This window comes from Pseudomonas sp. NPDC089734, assembly GCF_044748865.1.
In the GTDB taxonomy this organism is placed as follows: Bacteria; Pseudomonadota; Gammaproteobacteria; order Pseudomonadales; family Pseudomonadaceae; genus Aquipseudomonas.
The window spans coordinates 36,298-43,863 of sequence record NZ_JBIVGV010000028.1 but is presented as its reverse complement, the minus strand read 5'-3'; the positions used below and the strand labels follow the sequence as shown (position 1 = coordinate 43,863).

The following is a 7,566-nucleotide window of genomic DNA, read 5'->3' as shown; positions in this document are numbered from 1 at the left end:
GTGCTCCAGCGGCCTTGTGCCGGCAGTGGCTTGAGCTGTTTGGGATGGGCATCGTAGCGGGAACGGTCCAGCGCATAGCGCACGGGAACAATGGCAATGTCCGGGCCCTTGAACGGGCACTGGCCGGTGGCACTGGCGGGTGTCTTGTCGAAGCGTGCTGCGCGCCGCTGTTGAAGGGTTCCGTGTTTAACCGTCATGTGTCGCGTCCGTGGCGTTCAGTGTGGTGTGGCAGTAATCGTCCAGGGCTTCGATACGCAACTCGGGAGGGAGGTGCTTCTGTTCGGGAAACAGTGCGAGCCAGTGTTGATAGGGGCTGTCGGCCCGTTCCATGAAATCGAGGCCCCACGTGTGGCAGATATCCGCCCAGGTCACGAAGGCGTACTCACTGATCAACCCCCATGCCTGCCCTGTGTCCAGTACCCGTTCCAGCCAGTTCTGAACTTGTTCGGCGCTGTGTGCGGCAAATCTCTGAGGATGCTGTTCAGTCAGCCAGGCATGAATCTGCCTCATGAACAGCCACTGATATGCCTGTTCAAAGGCTGCCAGTTGAGGCTCCCCCAACAGGGCGAATCGATCGTTCCAGTCTTCAGGCGGGGCTGTGCGGGTAAACCGGGTGACGGGTTCCTCCGGGCTGGCTTGCCACTGATGAACCGGGGCCTTGACCCAGGCGTCGTTGATGGGGCCGAGCAGGGTGTTCAGGTGTTTCTGGCCGTAGCTCGACAGCCAGAAATGCGACACGACAGGGTCGGCAAAGCGCAGCAGACTGGTATTGCCGAGATGATCCGGCGGTTTGATGAAATGGCGCAGATGTCGGGCAACCGTCTGCAAGGGAGCCTGACTGGTGAGGAAAATGGCATGTTCGTGTCGGGCCGGGGTCTGTTGCCATTCATCGATCAATGAGGTGCCGACGGGGGCATGCACCAGGATTGGCCCTTGTTCCATGATCGGAGCCAGGGACGTCCCGAGGTAGAGGGGATCGATTTCCAGAGGCTCACCCCGTTGTTGCAGATAACGAATGGCATGCGGGTGCAGGGCTCCGTCTATCAGCAGGTAGTTGGCCTGGTGAATGCCTGTGGACATTCCTTGTTCCTTCGTGGTGACGGGCCCTATTGCCCGTTGAATGGCAAAGGCACAGTCAAAAGGCATGCCTGATTTTAATTTTTCATATAAATCAGTGTGTTATGGTTTTTGTGTGACGAGATCGTTTGTTTCTTGAACAGGACTTCAGAGGGATGTGCGCAATACCTTGCGTGACTGCGCAATGTGTTGCGCAGTGGGTCGCGATGCTGGAGTGATGAGGAGGGAAAGTGGGCTTCCGATCAGTTGCCCGCAGGCAGTGCGCAATTTCTTGCGCATAGAGGCTCGTGATCATTCACGGTTTGATCGGTAAAAAACGGCACCTCGAGGGCGTCATGAAAACCGGGAGTGTTTATCATGACCCAGGTTGTGGAGCCCTCGATTAACTTGTCTGAAGAGTTCATTCATGTCCGATGTAAAAGCTGAAGTCGTCATTACTTATTGCACCCAGTGCCAATGGTTACTGCGTGCCGCCTGGCTGGCTCAGGAGTTGTTGAGTACGTTCTCGGACGATCTGGGCAAGGTTTCTCTGGAACCCGGTACGGGCGGGGTGTTTCGCATTACCTGTGATGGCGTGCAGATCTGGGAGAGAAAGGCCGATGGCGGGTTTCCGGAAGCCAAGGTGCTCAAGCAGCGGGTACGTGACCAGATCGATCCGCAGCGCGATCTGGGTCATAACGACAGGTCGGGTCAGCCAGAGCGTCAGTGATTCCCGGCGGCTGTGGCGGGCGTGGTGTCCTTTTGATTCATCAGCCCTGAAACCATGATGGCGACAATGATCAATGCACCCCCCAGCAGCATGCGCGGCGATGGTGTTTCAGCGAATATCAGCCAGGCGAACGCAATGCCATAAAGGGGCTCCATGGCAAAGACAATCGCGGCAGTGCGGGCTTTGATCACGGCCAGACTGGCGACGAACAGGCTGTGAGCCAGGCCCGTACAGAACACGCCCAGCAGCCCTATCCATAACCAGTCCAGTCTAGAGACGTCTTTCAGTTCTCCAAAGGCGGCAGGTAACAGGCACAGCGCGACAATCAGGTTCTGGCACAGCGCAGCCTGGACCGGCGGGACATGCGCGGAGCTGGCACGGTTGACCAGCGACAACAGAGAGAACGTCAGCCCTGAAAGAATCGCCCACAGCAGGCCGGTGGTGGCCTTGTTGGCGAAGTCGAAATCAGGCGTAACCAGAATCAGGCCCGCACTGACCAGCAGCACCAGAAGCATTTCCATGCGACGGATCCGCTCGCGAAAGAACAGGCCTTCAAGGATCACCGTGAAGGCCGGAAAGCTGGCGAACCCCAGGGTCGCCACGGCCACGCCCGAGATCTTCACTGCCATGAAGAACGTTACCCAGTGAGCGCTCAGTAAGACCCCACTGAGCAGCAGTGTTGCCCAGTGCCTTGTGGGCAACGATTGCCAAGGGGTATTGCGGGCAATGCGAATGAATAGCCCCAAGGCAGTCGCAGCAAAGGCGGCGCGACCAAACACGATGACCGAGGGGGAAGCTGCCGCCAGTTTGCCGAGTACCCCGGCCAGGCCAAACATCAGTGCCCCGATATGCAAGGCCCCGAGGGCTGAACGCTGATTCATGTGGATACCTGGTCGACAAGATGGCGGACCAGTCTACACCGGTACGAAGGGGTGTCATCACACGGTCATGATGGTGTCACATTCGGTTAACGCCCATGACGCACTCTCTTGGAAAACCTGCGGAGGTCGCCCATGAGCAGTGCTCAGCTTGCCAAACCCAGCTCCAAGCAATGTGTGCGGACCTTGTGGATTTCCGATGTGCATCTGGGCACTCGGGACTGTCAGGCGGAACACTTGTCGGCTTTCCTCAAGCGTTATCGGGCCGACAAGGTGTATCTGGTGGGCGACATCATCGATGGCTGGAAGCTGCGCAGCGGCATGTACTGGCCCCAGGCGCATACCAATGTGATCCGTCGGCTGCTGACCATGAGCAAGCGCGGCACTGAGGTGATCTATATCACCGGCAATCACGATGAGTTTCTGCGCCGTTACTCGAAGCTGATCCTGGGCAATATCCAGTTGGTGGACGAGGTGGAGCACGTGACGGCGGACGGCCGTCGCTTGCTGGTGATCCATGGCGATCAGTTCGATGTCATCACCCGCTATCACCGCTGGCTGGCCTTTCTGGGCGATTCGGCCTATGAATTCACGCTGACCCTCAACCGCTGGCTCAACCATTGGCGGGCGAAATACGGTTACGGCTACTGGTCGCTGTCTGCCTACCTGAAACACAAGGTCAAGACCGCCGTGAATTTCATCAGCGACTTCGAGGAAGCCATTGCTCACGAATGCGTGAAGCGAGGACTCGATGGCGTAGTGTGCGGGCATATCCACCATGCAGAAATTCGCAGGGTCGGGGAGGTGGAATACCTCAACTGTGGCGACTGGGTGGAGTCCTGCACGGCCCTGATCGAACACCTGGATGGCACCATCGAACTGTTTCGTCTGGCCGATGCGCACCAGCGGGAAAGGAATCTTGTGCAGCCGGAGCCGGAGGAAGTCGGCGAGTCTGTCGTCTGATCCAGCTCAGAACGGAATCTTGCCCAGCAGCATGTCGCGGTACATGACGAAATCGCCGAGCAGGCTGTAGAACGGATGCCGGAAAGTGGCCGGGCGATTTTTCTCAAAGAAGAAATGGCCTGCCCACGCAAAGCCGTAACCGGCAACGGGAAGCCACCACAGCAACCACCACCGACCGCTGCCGATACCGAATGCCAACAGGAATATCACCAGACTGGTGCCGATGAAGTGCAGGCGTCGGCTGATGCTGCTGCGATGTTCCTGCAAATAGAAAGGGTAGAACTCGGCAAAGCTCGCAAAGCGCTTGATGTGGTCCATGATGCTCACCCTCGTATCGGCCTTGTTGGGGAACAGTCTAGCCGAGAGCGGGTGAGCGGGGCATCAATGCCGCCAGAAGGCCGGCACACACAGCACCAGAATGGTGATGATCTCCAGTCGTCCCAGCAGCATGCCACCGGACAGAATCCATTTTGCAGCATCCGGCAGGGTCGAGAAGTTGCCCGCTGGCCCGATGATTTCACCCAGCCCCGGCCCGACGCCGGAAACCGTGCTGGCTGCGCCGGTCAGGGCGGTCATCCAGTCCAGACCCAGCAATGAGAGCATCAGGGCGATCACGCAGATGGTGATGGTAAAGAAGAACGAAAAGGTCAGGATCGAACGAACGATTTCGTCGTCCAGCCGATGGCCGTTGTAGGTCTGCTTGATGACTGCGCGTGGGTGGATCAACTGATTGAGGTTGGCCCTGAGCAGGATATAGGCCACCTGGAAACGGAAGATCTTTACGCCTCCGGCCGTCGAGCCCGAACAGCCGCCAATGAAGCCCAGATAAAAGAACAGCATCAGCGAGAAATTGCCCCACAGGCTGTAGTCGCCCAGGGCGAAACCGGTAGTGGTGACGACCGAGGTCACGTTCAGGGCCACGTGCCGAAGCGCCTCGCTCCAGGGCAGATCGGTGGTTGCGCCATACCAGAGGGTCATCAGCAGCCAGGTCACCAGCAGCAGGCCTATCAGCCCCTGAACCTGCTGGTCCCTGAACAGGGCCTTGCGGTTGCCGCGCAAGGTGGCCACGTACAGGGTGAAAGGCAGGCTGCCGAGAATCATTACCACGATCGCGACCCAGTGCACGGCCGGTTGTGGCCACTTGGCCAGGGAGAGATCTGACGTGGAAAATCCGCCGGTGGAAATCGCGGACATCGAGTGGTTGATCGCATCGAACAGGCTCATGCCCGCAGCCCAGAAGGCCAGGCTGCCCAGGGCCGTGAAGCCGACATAAGCCAGGACGATGAACTTGGCCACCATGTGCGAGCGGGGCATGACCTTTTCCGAGCGGTCGGATGACTCGGTCTGGAACAGGCGCATGCCACCGATGCGCAGCAGGGGCAGGATCGCGACCGCCATGCCGATGAAGCCGATACCCCCCAGCCAGTGCAGCATCGAGCGCCAGATGAGAATCCCCGGCGACATGCTGTCCAGGTGGCTGAGCACGGTCGAGCCAGTGGCCGTGATGCCGGACATGCTCTCGAAGAACGAGTCGGTGTAGCTGATGTGCTGGGTCAGCAGGAAAGGCAGGGCGGCGAAGATACAGACGATGATCCAGCTGGACACCGTGAGCATGTACATGTCCCGGGGGCGAAGATGCACATGTTCAGGACGACCGGGGACCACAAGCGCCAGGCCGGCCATGAAGGTAATGGCGCTGGCCCACAGGAAGGAACGCAGGTCTTCGAAGCGGTCGTATATCACGAGTGTCGCCATGGGCACGATCATGGCGACCGCCAGGGTGATCAGGAAGATGCCGATAATGAAACCGATGATGCGAAGGGTCGGCAACGCCATGAACTGCTCTGACTTTTATAGGGAAAGGCGGCCATTTTACCTGTGCTTGAGGCCATGTAAACCGACAGGTCGCCGTCATTGATGGTAAGTAATTTCCCGACACACTCGTTATTGAGTCTGAACACATTCTAGAATGCCCGACCCATTTCCAAGGAGATTGCCCATGGAGGCTCTCGACGTTTTGCTCAATCGTGTTTCCGTTCCGCGATTGGTCGAACCCGCCCCGGATGCAGCGCAGCGGGAAATCCTGTTTGGCGCGGCCTTGCGTTCGCCGGATCATGGCCAGTTGCGGCCTTATCGTTTTATCACGGTTGAGGGGGCCGCCCGCGAACGTATGGGCGAGTTGCTGGCCGAAGCATTGCAGCAAGGCGGTGGCGAAGTGACGCCTCAGGCACTGGAAAAGGCGCGCCTCGGCCCGTTGCGTGCACCCCTGGTGGTCGTGGTGGTTGCCCGGTTGCAGGATCACTTCAAGGTGCCGCGCAAGGAACAACTGATCACGGCCGGTTGTGCCGCTCATGGTGTATTGCTGGCGGCCTATGCGCAGGGCATCGGTGCGGTGTGGCGTACCGGCGAGCTGTCATATTCGCCTCTGGTTGCCAAGGGCTTCGGCCTGTCTGCTGATGAAGAGGTCATCGCCTTCCTGTATCTGGGGACTCCGCAAAACCCGCCGCGTGAAGCGCCGAAAGTGGCCGTGGACGGGTTTGTCAGCGAATGGCAGGGCTGATGGCCGGTCGCCCGGTCGGGCGACCGGACTTTATCCGTTTGTCTGCGGGTTGACGGGGGCGAAGGGAATTTCCAGTGTGGCAAGGAAGCCGCCTTGTGGATGATTGCCCAGTGTCAGGCTGCCCCCGTGGCGCTCCGCCGCCCGTTTCGCGATGGCCAGTCCCAGGCCATGACCGGGAGCTGTCTGGCCCGGTGCCCGATAGAACGGTTCGCCCAATTGTGGCAAATGCTCTTGCGCGACACCGGGACCACGGTCGCGGACGCTCAGTCGTATGTGGTTTTCCATGCGCACGGCCTGGACATCGATAGGCTGGCCCGGTGGGTTGAAGCGCAGGGCGTTGCGCAGCAGGTTGTCCACGGCACGTTCCAGCATGTCCGGCCAGCCTTGCAGTTGCAGGTTGTCCTGAATTTGAAGCTTTATATCCTGCTGGGTGCCGTCCAGTTGGGTGTCGTTTTTCAGGCGATGCAGCATTTCGCTCACGTCCACGGGTTCCGGGCTGCCAAAGTCTGCATCCAGGCGTGCCAGTGCCAGAATTTCGCTGATCAAGGCCTCCAGGCGATCGCATTCACGGCCCAGACGTGGCCAGAGTTTTTCCCTTTCAGCCGGTTCTGCGCGTTCTGCCAGTGCAAGGGCAATGCGCAGTCGCGCCAGAGGCGAGCGAAGTTCATGGGAGACGTCACGCAGTAACTGACGCTGACTGCCGATGAGGCTTTGCAGGCGGGCACCCATGCGGTTGAAGTCGGTCGCCAGCACGCCGAACTCATCACGTCGGTTGGCCAGTTGCGCCAGGCTGTGTTGTTGATAGCTGGTTTGCCCCAGGTCATGCACGGCTCCACGCAGACGACTCAGTGGCCGGGTGATGGAGAGCGTCACCAGCAAGCTGAACAGGGTCAGTACCACCAGCGCGATCCCCAGCGCACTCAGCGGCCACATCAGGCTGCGGCGGTGCCAGTCTTCCAGTTCGGGGTGTGGAATGCGAAAGATCAGCAGGTAAGTGATGCCGGTATTGGCACTGGTGTATTCGGTGGTCAGGCGACGCCATGGCAATTGGCGCGGATCGTCCTGCTGGCGGGCTTCGAAAGCGGCGGCGCGTGGGGGGAAGGTTCCCGGTATCACGGGTTCGCCATTGTCATTGAGCACCTGAACGTCGATCCGATAGCGACGCTTTATGTTTTGCAGGTAGTCCTGGGCGGTGACGGCTCCTTGTTCTTCATAGATCTGCGCCCACTGTTTCGGCAGATCGTTCAGGACCGGGTGACGGTTGAGAATCCAGGCATCCTGATTGAGCATGTGCCCAAGCAGAATCGACAGGCCTGCAACCAGGGCAATGGCTAGCCAGAAGCTGGCCAGAATTCGCCAGAACAATGAGCGCACAGAAT

General features: G+C 59.2%; 9 protein-coding genes. 3 read left to right on the top strand and 6 right to left on the bottom strand.

Going from position 1 to position 7,566, the window contains the following annotated elements:
- Together ACIPY9_RS23830 and ACIPY9_RS23825 are read right to left on the bottom strand one after the other, a co-directional pair.
- On the bottom strand, positions 1–197 hold a 197-nt coding region (locus ACIPY9_RS23830; protein WP_400707497.1), incomplete at its 3' end, for a hypothetical protein.
- Positions 187–1,080 (bottom strand): DUF4123 domain-containing protein, encoded by an 894-nt coding sequence (locus tag ACIPY9_RS23825; RefSeq protein ID WP_400707494.1) that lies wholly within the window; start codon positions 1,078–1,080, stop codon positions 187–189. The genes ACIPY9_RS23830 and ACIPY9_RS23825, both read right to left, overlap by 11 nt.
- 403 nt (positions 1,081–1,483) lie before the next feature.
- Between ACIPY9_RS23825 and ACIPY9_RS23820 the strand changes: the two genes are divergently transcribed.
- A complete protein-coding gene (locus ACIPY9_RS23820; protein WP_400707491.1) occupies positions 1,484–1,786 on the top strand; it encodes a SelT/SelW/SelH family protein in 303 nt (100 codons plus the stop codon).
- On the opposite strand, the gene ACIPY9_RS23815 is transcribed toward ACIPY9_RS23820, so the two are convergent.
- Entirely contained in the window at positions 1,780–2,667 is an 888-nt protein-coding gene (locus ACIPY9_RS23815; RefSeq protein WP_400707488.1) for a DMT family transporter, read from the bottom strand. The genes ACIPY9_RS23820 and ACIPY9_RS23815 overlap by 7 nt on opposite strands.
- A 132-nt stretch (positions 2,668–2,799) precedes the next feature.
- Between ACIPY9_RS23815 and ACIPY9_RS23810 the strand changes: the two genes are divergently transcribed.
- Entirely contained in the window at positions 2,800–3,627 is an 828-nt protein-coding gene (locus tag ACIPY9_RS23810) for a UDP-2,3-diacylglucosamine diphosphatase (protein ID WP_400707485.1), read from the top strand.
- 6 nt (positions 3,628–3,633) lie between these two features.
- On the opposite strand, the gene ACIPY9_RS23805 is transcribed toward ACIPY9_RS23810, so the two are convergent.
- A complete protein-coding gene (locus ACIPY9_RS23805; protein ID WP_400707482.1) occupies positions 3,634–3,945 on the bottom strand; it encodes an Mpo1-like protein in 312 nt (103 codons plus the stop codon).
- Positions 3,946–4,008: 63 nt separating this feature from the next.
- Positions 4,009–5,463 (bottom strand): TrkH family potassium uptake protein, encoded by a 1,455-nt coding sequence (locus ACIPY9_RS23800; RefSeq protein WP_400707479.1) that lies wholly within the window; start codon positions 5,461–5,463, stop codon positions 4,009–4,011.
- A 163-nt stretch (positions 5,464–5,626) separates the two neighbouring features.
- On the opposite strand from ACIPY9_RS23800, the gene ACIPY9_RS23795 reads away from it, so the two are divergent.
- Positions 5,627–6,187: a nitroreductase family protein gene (locus tag ACIPY9_RS23795; protein WP_400707476.1), complete on the top strand. Its 561-nt coding sequence runs from the start codon at positions 5,627–5,629 to the stop codon at positions 6,185–6,187.
- A gap of 30 nt (positions 6,188–6,217) precedes the next feature.
- Here the strand turns inward: ACIPY9_RS23795 and ACIPY9_RS23790 are convergent, their stop codons facing one another.
- A complete protein-coding gene (locus ACIPY9_RS23790) occupies positions 6,218–7,561 on the bottom strand; it encodes an ATP-binding protein (RefSeq protein ID WP_400707473.1) in 1,344 nt (447 codons plus the stop codon).
- Positions 7,562–7,566 lie beyond the last annotated feature (5 nt).

Coding starts and splice junctions, on each gene's coding strand:
- ACIPY9_RS23825 (WP_400707494.1), bottom strand. CDS start 1,080: ATGTCCACAGGCATTCACCAGGCCAACTACCTGCTGATAGACGGAGCC.
- ACIPY9_RS23820 (WP_400707491.1), top strand. CDS start 1,484: ATGTCCGATGTAAAAGCTGAAGTCGTCATTACTTATTGCACCCAGTGC.
- ACIPY9_RS23815 (WP_400707488.1), bottom strand. CDS start 2,667: ATGAATCAGCGTTCAGCCCTCGGGGCCTTGCATATCGGGGCACTGATG.
- ACIPY9_RS23810 (WP_400707485.1), top strand. CDS start 2,800: ATGAGCAGTGCTCAGCTTGCCAAACCCAGCTCCAAGCAATGTGTGCGG.
- ACIPY9_RS23805 (WP_400707482.1), bottom strand. CDS start 3,945: ATGGACCACATCAAGCGCTTTGCGAGCTTTGCCGAGTTCTACCCTTTC.
- ACIPY9_RS23800 (WP_400707479.1), bottom strand. CDS start 5,463: ATGGCGTTGCCGACCCTTCGCATCATCGGTTTCATTATCGGCATCTTC.
- ACIPY9_RS23795 (WP_400707476.1), top strand. CDS start 5,627: ATGGAGGCTCTCGACGTTTTGCTCAATCGTGTTTCCGTTCCGCGATTG.